At 51.0% G+C, this 15,171-nt stretch carries 20 protein-coding genes and 1 pseudogene; 7 read left to right on the top strand and 14 right to left on the bottom strand.

Features of this window, described 5'->3' with window-relative positions:
• Positions 1 to 152: transposase (locus ACJHW7_RS19260; RefSeq protein ID WP_175086780.1), on the top strand; the 152-nt coding region annotated here is incomplete at its 5' end.
• Positions 153 to 188: 36 nt separating this feature from the next.
• Here the strand turns inward: ACJHW7_RS19260 and ACJHW7_RS19255 are convergent.
• Positions 189 to 503, bottom strand: a pseudogene (locus ACJHW7_RS19255) (TetR/AcrR family transcriptional regulator); the annotation flags it as partial.
• A gap of 272 nt (positions 504 to 775) precedes the next feature.
• Between ACJHW7_RS19255 and ACJHW7_RS19250 the strand changes: the two are divergent.
• A complete protein-coding gene (locus tag ACJHW7_RS19250; RefSeq protein WP_024227197.1) occupies positions 776 to 1,570 on the top strand; it encodes a DUF2686 family protein in 795 nt (264 codons plus the stop codon).
• A 70-nt stretch (positions 1,571 to 1,640) separates the two neighbouring features.
• On the opposite strand, the gene rplI is transcribed toward ACJHW7_RS19250, so the two are convergent.
• From rplI to rpsF, 4 genes are read right to left on the bottom strand one after another with little or no spacing between them, the layout of a single operon-like run.
• On the bottom strand, positions 1,641 to 2,090 hold the full coding sequence (gene rplI / locus ACJHW7_RS19245; protein WP_001196062.1) for a 50S ribosomal protein L9: 450 nt from the start codon (positions 2,088 to 2,090) through the stop codon (positions 1,641 to 1,643).
• Positions 2,091 to 2,131: 41 nt separating this feature from the next.
• Positions 2,132 to 2,359, bottom strand: coding sequence for a 30S ribosomal protein S18 (rpsR, locus tag ACJHW7_RS19240; RefSeq protein ID WP_000135199.1), 228 nt, complete (start codon positions 2,357 to 2,359; stop codon positions 2,132 to 2,134).
• A 4-nt stretch (positions 2,360 to 2,363) separates the two neighbouring features.
• A complete protein-coding gene (gene priB / locus ACJHW7_RS19235; protein ID WP_001296681.1) occupies positions 2,364 to 2,678 on the bottom strand; it encodes a primosomal replication protein N in 315 nt (104 codons plus the stop codon).
• Between the two features lie 6 nt (positions 2,679 to 2,684).
• Positions 2,685 to 3,080 (bottom strand): 30S ribosomal protein S6, encoded by a 396-nt coding sequence (gene rpsF / locus ACJHW7_RS19230; RefSeq protein ID WP_001216676.1) that lies wholly within the window; start codon positions 3,078 to 3,080, stop codon positions 2,685 to 2,687.
• 326 nt (positions 3,081 to 3,406) lie between these two features.
• On the opposite strand from rpsF, the gene yjfY reads away from it, so the two are divergent.
• On the top strand, positions 3,407 to 3,682 hold the full coding sequence (gene yjfY / locus ACJHW7_RS19225) for a DUF1471 family protein YjfY (protein WP_000492914.1): 276 nt from the start codon (positions 3,407 to 3,409) through the stop codon (positions 3,680 to 3,682).
• Between the two features lie 128 nt (positions 3,683 to 3,810).
• Here yjfY and ulaF read toward each other — a convergent pair whose 3' ends face one another.
• The 6 genes from ulaF to ulaA are packed head-to-tail and all read right to left on the bottom strand — an operon-like array spanning position 3,811 to position 8,217.
• The gene (gene ulaF / locus ACJHW7_RS19220; RefSeq protein WP_001170847.1) at positions 3,811 to 4,497 is read right to left on the bottom strand and encodes an L-ribulose-5-phosphate 4-epimerase UlaF; all 687 of its coding nucleotides are present in this window, start codon (positions 4,495 to 4,497) and stop codon (positions 3,811 to 3,813) included.
• Positions 4,497 to 5,351 (bottom strand): L-ribulose-5-phosphate 3-epimerase UlaE, encoded by an 855-nt coding sequence (gene ulaE / locus ACJHW7_RS19215; RefSeq protein ID WP_000949511.1) that lies wholly within the window; start codon positions 5,349 to 5,351, stop codon positions 4,497 to 4,499. The genes ulaF and ulaE overlap by 1 nt, the downstream gene beginning before the upstream one ends.
• A 9-nt stretch (positions 5,352 to 5,360) precedes the next feature.
• Positions 5,361 to 6,011 (bottom strand): 3-keto-L-gulonate-6-phosphate decarboxylase UlaD, encoded by a 651-nt coding sequence (ulaD, locus tag ACJHW7_RS19210; RefSeq protein ID WP_000056760.1) that lies wholly within the window; start codon positions 6,009 to 6,011, stop codon positions 5,361 to 5,363.
• A 13-nt stretch (positions 6,012 to 6,024) separates the two neighbouring features.
• Positions 6,025 to 6,489 (bottom strand): PTS ascorbate transporter subunit IIA, encoded by a 465-nt coding sequence (gene ulaC, locus ACJHW7_RS19205; RefSeq protein WP_000776510.1) that lies wholly within the window; start codon positions 6,487 to 6,489, stop codon positions 6,025 to 6,027.
• 9 nt (positions 6,490 to 6,498) lie between these two features.
• Positions 6,499 to 6,804, bottom strand: coding sequence for a PTS ascorbate transporter subunit IIB (gene ulaB, locus ACJHW7_RS19200; RefSeq protein WP_021557467.1), 306 nt, complete (start codon positions 6,802 to 6,804; stop codon positions 6,499 to 6,501).
• Positions 6,805 to 6,819: 15 nt separating this feature from the next.
• Positions 6,820 to 8,217 (bottom strand): PTS ascorbate transporter subunit IIC, encoded by a 1,398-nt coding sequence (ulaA, locus tag ACJHW7_RS19195; RefSeq protein ID WP_001350568.1) that lies wholly within the window; start codon positions 8,215 to 8,217, stop codon positions 6,820 to 6,822.
• A gap of 354 nt (positions 8,218 to 8,571) precedes the next feature.
• On the opposite strand from ulaA, the gene ulaG reads away from it, so the two are divergent.
• Both ulaG and ulaR read left to right on the top strand, forming a co-directional pair.
• A complete protein-coding gene (gene ulaG, locus ACJHW7_RS19190) occupies positions 8,572 to 9,636 on the top strand; it encodes an L-ascorbate 6-phosphate lactonase (protein ID WP_001295191.1) in 1,065 nt (354 codons plus the stop codon).
• Between the two features lie 107 nt (positions 9,637 to 9,743).
• On the top strand, positions 9,744 to 10,499 hold the full coding sequence (gene ulaR, locus ACJHW7_RS19185) for an HTH-type transcriptional regulator UlaR (RefSeq protein ID WP_000133631.1): 756 nt from the start codon (positions 9,744 to 9,746) through the stop codon (positions 10,497 to 10,499).
• Here ulaR and yjfP read toward each other — a convergent pair.
• Positions 10,496 to 11,245: an esterase gene (gene yjfP, locus ACJHW7_RS19180; RefSeq protein ID WP_000569702.1), complete on the bottom strand. Its 750-nt coding sequence runs from the start codon at positions 11,243 to 11,245 to the stop codon at positions 10,496 to 10,498. The genes ulaR and yjfP overlap by 4 nt on opposite strands.
• 181 nt (positions 11,246 to 11,426) lie before the next feature.
• Between yjfP and bsmA the strand changes: the two genes are divergently transcribed.
• Entirely contained in the window at positions 11,427 to 11,756 is a 330-nt protein-coding gene (gene bsmA, locus ACJHW7_RS19175; protein ID WP_000254636.1) for a biofilm peroxide resistance protein BsmA, read from the top strand.
• Between the two features lie 148 nt (positions 11,757 to 11,904).
• Complete coding sequence (gene yjfN, locus ACJHW7_RS19170; RefSeq protein WP_000811566.1) at positions 11,905 to 12,180, top strand: DUF1471 family protease activator YjfN; 276 nt, start codon at positions 11,905 to 11,907, stop codon at positions 12,178 to 12,180.
• 116 nt (positions 12,181 to 12,296) lie between these two features.
• Here the strand turns inward: yjfN and ACJHW7_RS19165 are convergent, their stop codons facing one another.
• Positions 12,297 to 13,922, bottom strand: coding sequence for an isovaleryl-CoA dehydrogenase (locus tag ACJHW7_RS19165; RefSeq protein WP_001491463.1), 1,626 nt, complete (start codon positions 13,920 to 13,922; stop codon positions 12,297 to 12,299).
• Positions 13,923 to 14,005: 83 nt separating this feature from the next.
• Entirely contained in the window at positions 14,006 to 15,169 is a 1,164-nt protein-coding gene (locus ACJHW7_RS19160; RefSeq protein ID WP_000943966.1) for a glutathionylspermidine synthase family protein, read from the bottom strand.
• Positions 15,170 to 15,171 lie beyond the last annotated feature (2 nt).

Below are 15,171 nucleotides of genomic sequence, written 5' to 3'. Positions count from 1 at the left end.
GTAGGTTACTGCGACGAGATCGACCAGATATTGCAGTCAGGTATTACTACAAAGGCGTTTTGTGGAGTCCTGGCTATTTTGCCAGTAGCTGCGGAGGTGCGCCAATATCCGCCATCCGTCAATACATTGAACAACAGCAAACACCTGGTTAGGTGGAAAACCGCGCCGTATATCCCCGCCCTGAAGGACGGGGTTTTACGGCGCACCGGATAAACCAGGCCAAGCGTATGCTGGTTGATCAAATAATATCCCCCAAGCGCAGCAATATTAATATTCACCTGAAATGGGTCGATATCTGGCTTAAAAATATTGTGTTTCTTCCCTTCATCCAATAAGGATTCCATTAACTGCAAGTGCGCATGGGTAATTTCTAAGAGACGCTGTGATTTTGCATAATGCACACCTTTACTTTGATTTTCACTATGCACAATTTTTAAAAACCAGGGATTAGCAATATAATAATCCCATGTAAAATCAATAATTTTCTCAATGGCTTTTTGTGGCTGGCTAACCTGCTGATTAACGAATACACCGATACCGACAGCGTAGAATAATTACATACCGCACAACAAGAATGTACGGTGTAAGGCGTGGAAGTCATTTTCTCCCCGGGTGCATCGTTATATCCATAATGAGCGATTTTTGATATTAATATCTTTCACCATCCGCTATTTTCACCACTTCAGAAAACAAACTTATTTTTATTAATATCAATTCTTTTTCTTTGAACATTCAACTGCGATATTTGTAAAAATATTAAACAGGCAACAATAAAATGACATTACCAACAACTATTTATTCATTCCCCGCATATTTACCTCGTTTTTCGTCCACCGACAAACCAGCAAAACTAAAATTTCATCAATACGCACGCGCTACATTACTGTCAAATCGTGGAAGAGATCATAATTGCGATGGCAGACGTACTGTTGAGATCCACAAACTAGATCTCTCTGACTGGCAAGCATTCAATAAGTTAGCAAAGAAGTGTAATGCTTACGATGGAGTAACAATGAATGGTGATAATTCTTTTGGATGGAACCATGAAGCTACATTAGATAATATTCACGCCCAGAAATACAATAAAGCTTACGCGGGTGCGAGGTTAACCGCAGAACTGAAATATTTATTGCAAGATGTCGAATCCTTCGAACCCAACAGTAAATACACAATACACGAAGTGGTTTTGGGACCTGGTTATGGTACTCCAGACTATACCGGCCAAACGATAGGATACGTTGTAACCCTTCCTGCCCAAATGCCTAATTGCTGGTCATCTGAACTACCAACAATCGATCTTTATATCGACCAACTTCGCACTGTTACAGGCGTTTCTAATGCCCTCGGATTCATCATTGCTGCATTGCTAAACGCGTATTCTGATTTACCCCATGATTTGAAAATTGGTCTGCGTTCCTTATCAGGTTCAGCCGCAATCTACTCGGGTTTGGGTTTCGAGCGAGTGCCGCAGGAGCGAGACATCAGTTGCGCTCGTATGTATCTAACGCCAGCAAACCATCCTGACTTATGGACACAAGAGAATGGTGAATGGATCTACTTGCGAAACTAATACCTGACGAAAAATAGAAAGCAAAACGCCGACCAATGGTCGGCGTTTTTACGTCTCGTTGAATAACGAATTATTCAGCTACTACGTTTACGATCACTTTCGCGAATACTTCGCTGTGAACCTGGAAGCTCACTTCGTGTTCGCCAGTGGTACGCAGAACGCCGTTCGGCAGACGAACTTCGCTCTTAGCCACTTCAACGCCAGCTGCAGTTACAGCGTCAGCGATGTCGCGAGTACCGATGGAACCGAACAGTTTACCTTCGTCGCCAGCTTTAGACGCGATGGTAACAGTTTCCAGTGCATTGATTTTCTCAGCGCGAGCATTAGCTGCTGCCAGAACTTCAGCCAGTTTAGCTTCCAGTTCAGCGCGACGTGCTTCGAAGAATTCAATGTTTTTCTTGGTAGCTGGAACAGCTTTACCCTGCGGTACCAGGAAGTTACGAGCATAGCCCGCTTTAACGTTTACCTGATCACCCAGGCTACCCAGGTTTGCTACTTTATCAAGCAGAATAACTTGCATTACCTTATCCTCTCAAAGTCGTATTAATGGACCGTGACCGATTACTGATGGCGATCAGTGTACGGCAGCAGGGACAGGTAGCGAGCGCGTTTGATAGCGCGAGCCAGCTGACGCTGGTATTTTGCACGGGTACCGGTGATACGGCTTGGGACAATCTTACCGCTTTCGGTGATGTAGTTTTTCAGCGTAGCGATATCTTTATAGTCGATCTCTTGAACGCCTTCCGCGGTGAAACGGCAGAACTTGCGACGACGGAAATAACGTGCCATATGGCTAGTCTCCAGAATCTATCAATTCAATCTGCTCGGCATGCAAAACCATTTTGCTCAGTCCGTTCTTTGCCTTGTGGCATGAAATGAACCCCTGAACGGTTATGCGACTGCCGACCGTTATACTGTGAGTAATGGCCTGGTTTTCGTGTCCGCTAACAATAACGGGCATTTGACACCATGCCTGCCGGTGAAAGCCGGCTTCCTCCTGCACAGAACGATGCTCAAGCACGAACTGGCAGTGAGGAATTCCTGATGGACTGACCTTTCGAAGGGGAGTCCTGCACACGGTGCCGGACAACACCAGACGGTTGGTCATCAGAAATTACTCTTCAGAATCCCCAGCTTCAGCATCATCAGCGGTTTCGTTTGCGAAATCATCGCGACGCTCACGGCGCTCGTCTTTCGCTTTAACCATCGGAGATGCTTCGGTAACAGCGTGCTTGGTACGCATAACCATGCTGCGGATAACGGCATCGTTGAAGCGGAAGGTAGTTTCCAGCTCATCGATCACTTCCTGCGGAGCTTCAACGTTCATCAGAACGTAGTGAGCTTTGTGCAGTTTGTTGATCGGGTAAGCCAGCTGACGGCGGCCCCAGTCTTCCAGACGGTGGATCTTGCCTTCTGCACCAGTGATGGCAGCAGTGTAGCGCTCGATCATGCCCGGAACCTGTTCGCTCTGGTCAGGATGGACCATAAAAACGATTTCGTAATGACGCATCGAATTGCTCCTTACGGATTATTCAGCCTCCTGTCTGGGTCAGCCGAATCCCGGGGAGGCAAGGAACGTGTTAAAGGTCGGCTGAAAAATGACGCGTTATAGTACTGACATACCCCGCTAAACTCAAGGCCAGCCGACAAATAAATCTCATCTTTCACCAAAGTGGACTAACACGCTGATTTGAAGTTCATCACACTTCATCATGGTGTTTTTTTGAACAACTGCATCAGAAATGGTCACCATCAACTTCTTTATCATTGATTAAAATTAAATCAGAAGATCATCACAGAGGAGAGCACACAAAGTCAGCCGTCGAGGAGGTATCTATGTTCAGTCGTGTTTTAGCCCTTCTGGCTGTGCTTTTGCTAAGTGCAAATACATGGGCAGCCATTGAAATTAATAACCACCAGGCCAGAAATATGGACGATGTGCAAAGCTTAGGCGTGATTTATATCAATCATAATTTCGCCACTGAAAGCGAAGCACGTCAGGCATTAAATGAAGAAACAGATGCGCAAGGCGCAACGTACTACCACGTAATTCTGATGCGGGAACCGGGGAGTAACGGCAATATGCACGCCAGCGCGGATATTTATCGCTAGCACCAGGTATAACCAACGAAACATTGCCATAGTTTGCTTTGCCCCCTTCGCAGGGGGCTTTTTTTGAAAAACGGCTGCGGAATTAGACCAGTTATCTCCCGAGGAAGGAAATTTCCGCAGCGCGTGTTCTACTTCTGCCCGTAATAAGCGTTAGGACCGTGTTTACGCATGAAGTGTTTATTCATCAGGAAGCTGTCGATGTGATTCAGTTGTGGGTTAATGCCGCGCGCAATCCACGCCATTTTCGCCACTTCTTCCATCACCACCGCGTTATGCACCGCATCGTGGGCATCTTTCCCCCAGGCGAACGGTCCGTGCTGATACACCACAATTCCCGGCGTATGCAGCGGCTCGGCGTTGCCCAGCGTTTCGATAATCACTTTGCCGGTGTTCAGTTCATACTCGCCCTGCACCTCTTCTTCGCTTAACCCGCGCGTACACGGAATGTCGCCAAAGAAGTAGTCAGCGTGCGTGGTGCCTAACGCCGGGATCGCCAGCCCCGCCTGCGCCCATGCGGTGGCATGAGTGGAGTGGGTATGGACAATGCCGCCAAGCGACGGGTAACGACGGTAGAGTTCGAGATGCGTCGCAGTGTCGGAAGATGGGCGATACTCCCCTTCCACCACCTTGCCGCTCATATCAACCACCACCATATCGGCCGCTTTCATGGTTTCGTAGGCAACGCCGCTGGGCTTGATCACCACCAGCCCGCGTTCGCGGTCGATAGCGCTGACGTTGCCCCAGGTAAAGGTCACCAGCCCGTAGCGCGGCAGCTCCATGTTGGCTTCAAATACCTGCTGTTTTAGCTTTTGCATTATGCCGCCTCCACCATGCCCGCTTTCGCCATGCGCGCTTTCACCCAATCACGCGCTTTCGCCACTTCTGCCGCCGGGTCTTCCGCCGTTTCGCTCCACATCTCAATCAGGTACGGCCCGCAATAGCCACTCTGTTTGAGCGTTTCGAAACAACGTTCGAAATCCACTACACCTTCGCCAAACGGCACGTTTTTGAAGACGCCCGGTTTGGTGTCTTTCACATGCACCGCGACGATATGCCCGATTCCGGCCTGCAACTCCATCTGCACGTCGTTATCCCACGCCGACAGGTTGCCGATATCCGGGTAGAGCTGGAACCACGGATTGTTGAGATAGTGCGCGTAGCCCAGCGCCTTGCTGATGGAGTTCATCAACGGATAATCCATGATCTCCATCGCCAGCGTCACCTGCGCGCGGCTTGCCATCTCAACGCTCTCTTTCAGGCCGTCACGGAAACGACGACGCGTTTCGTTATTGGCTTCCTGATAGTAAACGTCATAGCCCGCCAGCTGGATCACGCGAATACCGACATCCTGGGCGAACTGGATAGCTTTACGCATAATCTCCAGCCCCTGCGCCCGCACCGCGTCATCTTCACTGCCCAGCGGGAAACGACGATGAGCAGAAAGGCACATGGACGGCACGCGCACGCCGGTTTCAACAATCGCATTGACCAGCGCCAGACGCTGCTCGCGGCTCCAGTCGAGGCGCGACAGGCGCTCGTCCGTTTCATCTACCGACATCTCGACAAAATCGAAGCCCAACGTTTTTGCCAGTTGCAGGCGTTCCAGCCAGCACTCCCCGGCGGGGAGCGCTTTTTCATAGATGCCAAGCGGGATTTGTTTGGACAACATATCCGCTCCTTAGCCCCACAGTTCAGCGATGGAACGTTTGAACTGACGTGCGGCTTCCACCGGAGAAGCGGCATCACGGATACTACGGCCCGCGATAAAGACGTGAATCGGAATACCCTTGAACAGCGGCAGATCTTCCAGCGCCAGGCCTCCGGTGACGGTGACTTTGAAGCCCATATCGGAAAGACGTTTGATCGCGGTGATGTCCGCTTCGCCCCACGCCACGCCTGCGGCCTGCGCGTCACGGCTGCGGTGATAAACCACCTGCTGAATGCCTGCATCGCGCCACTGTTGCGCCTGTTCCCAGGTCCAGTAACCGGTCAGTTCGATCTGCACGTCGCCGTTAAACTCTTTTGCCACGTCCAGCGCGCCTTTGGCGGTGTTGATATCCGCACAGCAAATTACCGTCACCCAGTCAGCGTTGGCTTCGAAGCACATACGCGAAAGGATTTTGCCCGCATCGGCAATTTTGGCGTCTGCCAGTACGATTTTGTGCGGGTAAAGCGCTTTCAGATCGCGAACCGCACGCACGCCTTCGCCCACGCACAGAATGGTACCCACTTCGATAATGTCGACTTCTTCGGCAATCAGGCGAGTGGTTTCGTAGGCGCTATCCATAGTCTGGTTGTCCAGCGCGACTTGCAACATCGGTAATGACATGTTCAATTCCTTCTTAAGCTGCCGCGTTGGTGCGGTCAATGAGATCCAGTACTTCCTGCTCGGTACGGCAGGCGCGTAAACGGTCAAAATTCTCTTCATCTTCAAACAGGTTGACGATCTGCATGATGCCCACTTCCTGGTGAGTATTGGCATCGACCGCCGCCATGGTGATGAGGATATCCACCGGATCGTTGTCGTCGTGATTAAATTCCAGCGGCTTTTTCAGCGTTACCAGAGAGAAACCTGTTTTCTTAACACCCTCTTCCGGCCGCCCGTGCGGCATCGCCAGCCCCGGAGCGATAACGAAATAAGGGCCAAACTGTTCCACGCCATCCAGAATCGCCTGGTAGTAACGCGGCTCGACAACATCCGCCGCCACCAGCAGGTCAACGCCGATTTTTACTGCGTCCTGCCATGTCTCTGCTTCAGCCTGCAGGCGGATAGATTTATTCTCCGCCAGCGAATCACGTAGTTTCATGGCGTATCCTTACTTCACGTCCTGCGGGAAATGCTCTTTGATCACTTCCAGCAGTTTCGGGCCAAAGTCGGCAGGAGAGAGCATGTTGCGCACGCCAACCACATATTTGTTGCCGGTAACGGTGATTTCGCCCGCGATGTGCGTAGAAGCGATGATGATATCCGCGCCGCTCAACTCGCTTTTGTACTCGCCAACCGCGCAGCTGTTTACCGTGTGGTCAATGTTTGATTGGGTTAAATACTGGTCCACTTTCATTTTCATGATCATGGAACTGCCTTGTCCGTTGCCACACACAGCCAGAATACGTACGGTCATAATCAAAACTCCTTATTAAGCAGACTGTTCTGCCAGTTGTTTTTCTGCATCTTCTTCTGCGCGCAGTGCGCGGCCAGCGAAGAACATATAAGCCAGTGCAATTACAATGATGACGGCCATAAAGGCGATACCGATGGAGAAGAAGCCTTGCATCATCGGCGGTGCCAGAATCGACCAGTCCGCCATGCCCATCCAGGCACTCATACCGGTGAGTTTCACCGCCCAGACGCAACCAAAGATTTCGATCATTCCCATCACCAGACAAATCTTCAGCGCTGCACGCCAGCCGCCGAAGTGGTTAGCGAACACGCCGATGGTGGCGTTGGAGAAGAACATCGGGATAAAGCCTGGAATAATCAGAATGGAAGAGCCGCAGGCGACCAGGATGCCAACTGCAATCAGCTGACCGATGGTGCCCCACATAAAGCCCCAGACCACGGCGTTCGGCGCGAAGCTATAGATAGCCGCACAGTCAATCGCCAGAACCGCACCTGGGATCAGGCGCTGGGAGATACCGTTAAATGCTTCAGAGAGTTCCGCCACAAACATGCGCACGCCCTGAGTGATGATGAAGATCGCCACCGCGAAGGAGAAACCGGTTTGCAGGATGTAGACCGTCCAGTGCACTTTGCCCGCCATCGCCTGCACGGTGTCGATACCGAAGGAGAGCAGAATGGCGCCAAAGAAGATGGTCATCACAATCGCCGTGGAGACGATGTTGTCGTGGAAAATGTTCAGCCAGCCCGGCAATTTGAGGTCTTCAACGCTCTCCTCTTTTTTGCCGAGGAACGGTGCGACTTTATAGGCAATCCATGATGCAAACTGCTGCTGGTGACCGATGGAGAAACCACAGCCATCCGTCACTTCCTGAGTCGGCTTGTACATCATGTTGGAAGTGATGCCCCAGTAGAGCGAAACCAGAATCGCGGTACAGATAATGGTGGTCCACATGGAGTAGCCGAAGATAAACAGCGTAACGGCAATCAACCCGGCCTGCTGGAACATGATGTGGCCGGTCAACATGATTGTGCGAATGCCGGTAATGCGACGCAGCAGCACGTAACAGATGTTCAGCGCCAGCGCTAACAATACGGCGTAACCCACCCAGCTATAGGCATCGCCCATGCGGTCGATGGTTGCCATCATCGAAGCGTAAGTATCTGAAATTGCGCCGTTAATGCCGTAGACTTCGGACATTTTCGCCACCACCGGTTTGAAGGTGCTGGTGAGGATGCCGGACCCTGCCTGCAACAACATGAAACCAATTATGGTTTTAATCGTGCCTTTAATAATAACGCTGACACTTTTGCGCAGTAGGATGTAGCCCAGACAGGTCACAATACCCAGCAACAACGGGGCATTGGTCATGACCTGGTTAAAAAACACGGTAAAGATGTTGTAGAGGATCTCCATAACGATCTCCTGAAGAAGAGGTAACCGGGTATTCCTCACACCCGGAATGTTGTGCACTCACTCTAATTTTCAAAAGTAATCACAACAAGATTATTTATGATTAAATGTGACGCGACACACAAATAATTCCATAACGAAAATATGGGATTCACACAAAGAAACAATTAATCATTTGAATTCATTAAGTTAATTGAATTACACATTCCATTAAATCTTTCCATACTCCAAATTCACAACAAATCACCCGGCAAAAAGTCAAAAAATGGTCATTGCCTTCCTGAAAAAATAGTGTCAGGATTAATCAAAACCAATCATATGTTGATTCGAATTGAACTATCATGAAGGTAAATGGCGATGAGTAAAGTGAAAAGTATCACCCGTGAATCCTGGATCCTGAGCACTTTCCCGGAGTGGGGTAGCTGGTTGAATGAAGAAATTGAACAAGAGCAGGTAGCTCCTGGTACATTTGCGATGTGGTGGCTTGGCTGCACCGGGATCTGGCTGAAATCGGAAGGTGGCACCAACGTTTGCGTTGATTTCTGGTGCGGCACAGGCAAACAAAGTCACGGTAACCCGTTAATGAAACAGGGTCACCAGATGCAGCGTATGGCTGGCGTGAAAAAACTGCAGCCGAACCTGCGCACCACCCCGTTTGTTCTTGATCCATTTGCTATTCGCCAGATCGACGCCGTCCTGGCGACTCACGATCACAACGATCATATCGACGTTAACGTCGCTGCTGCCGTGATGCAGAACTGTGCTGATGACGTACCGTTTATCGGACCGAAAACCTGTGTGGATTTATGGATCGGCTGGGGCGTGCCGAAAGAACGTTGCATCGTGGTTAAACCGGGCGACGTGGTGAAAGTCAAAGACATTGAAATTCATGCGCTTGATGCTTTCGACCGTACTGCACTGATCACCCTGCCTGCCGATCAAAAAGCGGCTGGCGTACTGCCAGATGGCATGGACGATCGCGCGGTGAACTACCTGTTCAAAACGCCTGGCGGCTCCCTGTATCACAGCGGCGACTCCCACTACTCTAACTATTATGCGAAGCACGGTAACGAACATCAGATCGACGTGGCGTTAGGATCGTACGGCGAAAACCCGCGCGGTATCACCGACAAAATGACCAGCGCCGATATGCTGCGTATGGGCGAAGCGCTGAATGCGAAAGTAGTGATCCCGTTCCACCACGATATCTGGTCAAACTTCCAGGCCGATCCGCAAGAGATCCGCGTGCTGTGGGAGATGAAAAAAGATCGCCTGAAATATGGCTTTAAGCCGTTTATCTGGCAGGTGGGCGGCAAATTTACCTGGCCGCTGGATAAAGACAACTTCGAGTACCACTATCCGCGCGGTTTCGATGATTGCTTCACTATTGAACCGGATCTGCCGTTCAAGTCATTCCTGTAATCTGTCGTTTATACCGGATAGCGTGGAGAAGTTCGCGCTATCCGGCGTAGTATTTCCTGGCTATTTCAAATATCATCTAAAAAAATCAAATTTTATCGGAATAGCTCATGACTGAAGCACAAAGACATCAAATCCTCCTGGAAATGCTCGCACAATTGGGCTTTGTGACCGTTGAGAAAGTCGTTGAGCGTCTGGGAATTTCGCCTGCCACTGCGCGACGCGATATCAATAAACTTGACGAAAGCGGCAAACTGAAAAAAGTGCGCAATGGCGCAGAAGCTATTACCCAACAGCGCCCGCGCTGGACGCCGATGAATCTGCATCAGGCGCAGAATCACGATGAAAAAGTACGTATTGCTAAAGCGGCCTCGCAGCTGGTTAATCCGGGCGAAAGCGTAGTCATCAACTGCGGCTCCACCGCGTTTCTGCTTGGGCGGGAAATGTGTGGCAAGCCAGTGCAAATCATCACTAATTATCTACCGCTGGCAAATTACCTGATCGATCAAGAACATGACAGCGTGATCATTATGGGCGGACAGTACAACAAAAGTCAGTCCATCACTTTAAGCCCGCAGGGCAGCGAAAACAGTCTCTATGCCGGGCACTGGATGTTTACCAGCGGAAAAGGGCTGACCGCAGAAGGGTTGTATAAAACCGATATGCTGACAGCAATGGCAGAGCAGAAGATGCTGAGCGTGGTAGGGAAACTGGTGGTACTGGTTGATAGCAGTAAGATTGGCGAACGCGCGGGAATGCTTTTTAGCCGTGCCGATCAAATCGATATGCTTATCACCGGCAAAAATGCTAACCCGGAAATCCTGCAACAACTGGAAGCGCAAGGGGTCAGCATTCTGCGTGTTTAAAGATGCTGGCGGAAAAATGTCACGGCAGCATCTAACGCCTCAGGCGTAATGCGGTGACGCACGCCTGGCTGCCATGAACAGGTTAGCAGTTTATCCCGTCCCGTCTCGCTTAAGGCCTGCTGCAAACGTAGTGATTCATCGGCAGGCACAACGTCATCGTCGAGGCCATGCCACAGCAGTAGAGGTCTGTCCCCAAGTTGTTCCAGGTGGTTTGTCGCTTCCCACTCTGCCAGCGGCGCGACAATGTTATTGAATTCATTCTGCTGTGCTGCCGTTTCAGGTATCAGCGGTGGAAACAGTGAACGGGCGAGCGATGTAAAATAGCCCGATCCCATCATGCTGGCGGTACATTTCACCGTGGGGTGGCGAGCGGTAATTCCCAGTGCCGTCATCGCGCCCATCGACGCGCCACCGACTGCCAGACGGTCATCAAGCAGCCAGTTTTCTTCGGCTATTGCCGCACGTAAAGTAGTGAATTCCTGCATACTTTGTAGCAAGATTTGCCAGAATTGATTTAACCGCCGCGCTGCGTCGCCACTAAAACGACTACCGTGATCGGGCGCATCCGGCATGATCACCCGCAAACCAGCCTGCGCCAGCGCAACGGCAAAATAGCTATACACCAGACTGGACGAAGTAAAGCCGTGATAAAAAATCACGCACGGTAACGGGGTATCTTTTTGTCCGACAGGATAAGCATGAAGAACGGGAATATCTGCCAGCTCGCGTGATTCTATTTCAATCATCTGTCTCTCCTTTTTGTCTGGTATGACATGAAGAAATCCTTAGCACAAGTTTCTGCTGGCGGTATTAGTTCATAATGTTGAGATGTGGGTTACGCTTTCGTCACGTTTTCATTCGAAAATCGCGTACCAGGTAACAATTCGGGAACATTCCCCCAAAGTTAAATTAATAAGGCACTACACTATGGTTAGCAGGAAACGTAATAGCGTTATTTACCGGTTTGCCAGTTTATTATTGGTGTTGATGTTAAGTGCCTGTAGCGCACTGCAAGGTACGCCACAGCCAGCACCGCCAGTAACGGACCATCCGCAAGAGATTCGCCGCGACCAGACGCAAGGGTTACAGCGAATAGGTAGCGTAAGCACAATGGTTCGGGGTTCTCCGGATGACGCATTAGCAGAAATCAGAGCAAAAGCTGTCGCTGCAAAAGCTGATTATTACGTTGTCGTCATGGTGGACGAAACCATCGTGACAGGACAGTGGTATTCACAAGCCATTTTGTACCGTAAATAAATCAGACAACTTACATAGTCAGCTTTACATTGCTTTGCGTCCCTATGCGTTTACCTGTGCACAATAAATTACCGGCTGGAAGCCTGGGCGTTTATTACCGCGATGGAATGCCCTGCAACATGTGGGGAAACGAAAAATGGAGCTGACGATGAAACAATTACTTGCCTCACCCTCGCTGCAATTAGTGACTTATCCTGCGAGCGCCACGGCACAGTCTGCAGAATTCGCCAGTGCTGACTGCGTGACGGGCCTGAATGAAATAGGTCAGATCTCAGTTAGCAATATTTCAGGGGATCCGCAGGACGTGGAACGTATCGTGGCGTTAAAGGCCGATGAACAAGGTGCGTCATGGTACCGCATTATTACCATGTACGAAGACCAGCAGCCTGATAACTGGCGCGTACAGGCGATACTGTATGCATGAGTGTCATCTACAGCAAATGAACAATGCCGGATGCGGCGCGAGCGCCTTGTCCGGCCTACAATTTTCACATATTTCATTGAGTTAATCGAAACCAGCGTCGCATCAGTCGTATACGCTTACACACACACTCCCCCCGTCGCCCGCAGCAATAAATCATTCTGGATCTGCTCTGACAACCGTACGCCGCCGCGCGTATCTAACATCACCTGACACCACGCCTGCGCCATTGGCGGAGAGGCATATTTCAACATTTGCGCACCGCAGCCCAGCAGGAATAGCTGATGAGTAATCTCTCGCCCCAGTTCTTCAGCTGGCTTACGCAGCTGCTGCTGTAAACGACGAACCGCGCGATCAAAATAGCGATCCTGCCCTTTCACTTCCACAAATGCTTCCGACAATAAGTCGTATACGCCCGCTTGCTTATTGAGAACGCGCAGCACATCCAGGCACATAATATTGCCGGAACCTTCCCAAATACTGTTTACCGGCATCTCCCGGTAAAGCCGCGGCAGCTCGCTCTCCTCGCAATAACCAATGCCGCCCAGCACCTCCATCGCTTCGGCCACAAACGGCATACCTCGTTTGCAGATCACAAATTTTGCCGCAGGCGTAAATAAACGCGCCCACAGGGCTTCTTTGGCATCGGCTCGCCGGTCCCACGCTCGCGCAAGACGAAACAGCAACGCCGTTTGCCCTTCAAGCTGAAGTGCCATGCGACTTAAGACATGACGCATAAGGGGCTGTTGGATCAATGGATTACCAAAAACATGGCGTTGATGCGCATGATAAATCGCCAGCGAGAACGCACGGCGCATCATGGCATGGCTACCCAGGGCGCAATCAAAACGCGTCATCCCCCCCATTTTCAGGATCAGACGAATTCCTTCCCCTTCCTGCCCCAATAACCAGCCAATGGCATCCTGAAACTCCACTTCACAACTGGCGTTAGAGCGATTACCCAGCTTATCTTTCAGCCGCTCGAGGCGAATCGCGTTGCGTTGCCCGTCAGGCAAAAAGCGCGGCACAAAAAAGCAGGACAAACCGCCCGCGGTCTGCGCCAGCACCAGATGCGCATCGCTTTGCGGAACCGAGAAAAACCATTTATGCCCCACCAGCCGATAAGAGCCATCCTCCAGACGCTCTGCGCGGGTGGTGTTGCTCATGACATCGGAACCGCCCTGCTTTTCCGTCATTCCCATGCCAATCAACAAACCGCGTTTTTGCCCACCTGGCAATAAGTGAGAATCGTAGCGATCGCTCAACAGCGGCGTGGTCCAGTCCTGAAACGGCGTGGGTAACATCTGTAACAACAATGGCGTGGCGGCAAAGGTCATCGTTATTGGACATAACGACCCCGCCTCAACCTGTGCGTGCAACATAAAACGCGCCGCGCGCGCCACAAATGCGCCGGAGCGAGCGTCTTCTTCCCAGGCAAGATTGTGCACCCGATTGGTACATAGCGCCTGCATCAGCAGGTGCCAGGCGGGGTGAAAACGCACATCGTCCAGACGGCGTCCTTGCGCATCGTAGCGCAATAATTCAGGCGGATTCACATTCGCCAGCCGCCCCAGTTCAAGGGATTCAGCCGTTCCTAACTGCTGACCAATACTGGCTAGAAAATCGCTATCCCAGCCAGCACCTTCACGCGTTACCGCTTCGCAAAGCGCGCCATCAGACAGGTATAAGTTGCTGTTATTTAATGGTATAGGTTGATTAAAAACGGTGTGAGTTTGCCAGTGCACTGTGTCTCCCTCCATCAATGGCAGTCACCATTAGTATGGTCACTGCCATGGATTCATGACAGAAAGAGATTGCTAAAACATTCTTATCCAGCAATGTAATGCGGAACGAAACGTGAGGTGTCTTTGGTGATCAGTGTGTTATCTTCACGAATCCCCATTCCGCACGCTTCATCATCGACAATCCAGCTACCGATGAGTGTGTAGCTATCGCCAAACCGCGGCAGAGGTTGAAACGCCTGGTAGATCATCGGTTCATCGGCGTAATCACCATCAGCGTGGTCAACGACGTTATTCTGGCCGTCGAAAATGGTGACATTTCCGCCTTCGCGCGAGTAGATCGGTTTACGCACATAGCTTTCGCCAGCGGCAATCTGCGGTTTTTCACCCTCAAACCAGGATGCAAGAAGGTTAGGATGACCAGGGAAGAAGCGCCAAAGCAGCGGCATTAGCCCTTTATTACTCAAGATACTTTTCCATAACGGCTCCACCCATTGCTCGCGACGCTTGCGCAGCAGCGGACCGTTATCGTCACGCATCATCCACTCCAGCGGATACAGCTTAAATGCACGCTGGATGACATTATCATCAAGATCGGTCAGTACGCCGCCGACGCCCAAACCGAGATCTTCAATGTAGATAAACCGCGACTCCTGCCCTGCCTGCTGGGCGCAGTCCTGCAAGTACAGCACGGTAGTCCTGTCTTCATCGGTGTCCTGACAGCAGCAGAAATAAAACGGCTCCCGACTGTAAAGCTCACTAAAGCGCGAAATCAGGCGTTCCTGAATGGCATTGTACTGATCGGCATCACGCGGAATAATGCCGCTGCGCCGGGCATCCTCTAGCCACAACCACTGGAAATAAGCCGACTCATACAACGAGGTCGGCGTATCGGCGTTGTACTCCAGCAGCTTCACCGGCGCATTGCCACACCAGGCAAAATCCATCCGGCCATACAGCGAAGGATCGCGTGCGCGCCAGCTTTCAGCGATCACATCCCAGTACAACGGAGGGATCGCCAGTTGCGTCAGGATCTCTTCGTCTTTAACCGCGCGATCCACCACCTCAAGGCACATCTGATGCAGTTCCGCAGTCGGTTTTTCGATCTGCTCTTCAATCTGGCGCAGAGTAAAACGGTAAGCCCGACTCTCGTCCCAATAGATTTCATTGTCGATGATATGAAAGTCGAAACCGTTGTCAGCGGCGATTTGGTCCAGATCCCGTCGCACAGGAACGTTGTGTCTCAGCATGA

Source organism: Escherichia sp. WS1152, from assembly GCF_046487665.1.
Taxonomy (GTDB): domain Bacteria; phylum Pseudomonadota; class Gammaproteobacteria; order Enterobacterales; family Enterobacteriaceae; genus Escherichia; species Escherichia coli.
Note: the sequence above shows the minus strand (reverse complement) of the source record. Positions and strands in the feature narration are given on the sequence as shown.